The organism is Aquabacterium parvum (assembly GCF_001447195.1).
In the GTDB taxonomy this organism is placed as follows: domain Bacteria; phylum Pseudomonadota; class Gammaproteobacteria; order Burkholderiales; family Burkholderiaceae_C; genus Aquabacterium; species Aquabacterium parvum.
In genome coordinates, this window is record NZ_LFRI01000397.1 from 1 (window position 1) to 453 (window position 453).

A 453-nucleotide genomic window follows, 5' to 3' on the forward strand; every position below is an offset into this window, starting at 1 on the left:
GCGCCCCTGAACTTGGGCGTTAGGCGCACACATCTCACACGCATGTACACCTCTACGTTCACCTTCGCCAAGGGCCAGTACGACGACGAGTTCCACGCCCTGGACAGCGTCATCGCTCAAGTCGCCAAATCCATTCCAGGCTACCTCGGCGAGGAAGCCTGGGAGAACCACGAGACCGGCCTTATCTCCAATGTGTACTACTGGGAGTCGATGGAGGCGCTGCAAGCTCTCATGAAGCACCCTTCTCACATCCAAGCCAAGCAGAACCAAGCTCGCTGGCTCAGCGGCTACCAGGTGGTCATCGCACAAGTGCTCGGCACATACGGCGACGGCGGCATTGCACATCCCTTGTCTGGCAAGGCCGCTGCGCCTAACTGGGCGTTGCAGGGGACGCCTCCACCACTGCACGCTTCGGCCACGCCAAGCGGGCGCCCCTGAACTTGGTAGTTAGGC

1 protein-coding gene is annotated in these 453 nt (G+C 61.1%); it reads left to right on the forward strand.

Annotation, left to right across the window (positions count from 1 at the left end; translation table 11 throughout):
* Positions 1-42: 42 nt before the first annotated feature.
* Entirely contained in the window at positions 43-438 is a 396-nt protein-coding gene (locus ABG80_RS16505) for an antibiotic biosynthesis monooxygenase family protein (RefSeq protein WP_152987678.1), read from the forward strand.
* Positions 439-453: the final 15 nt, after the last annotated feature.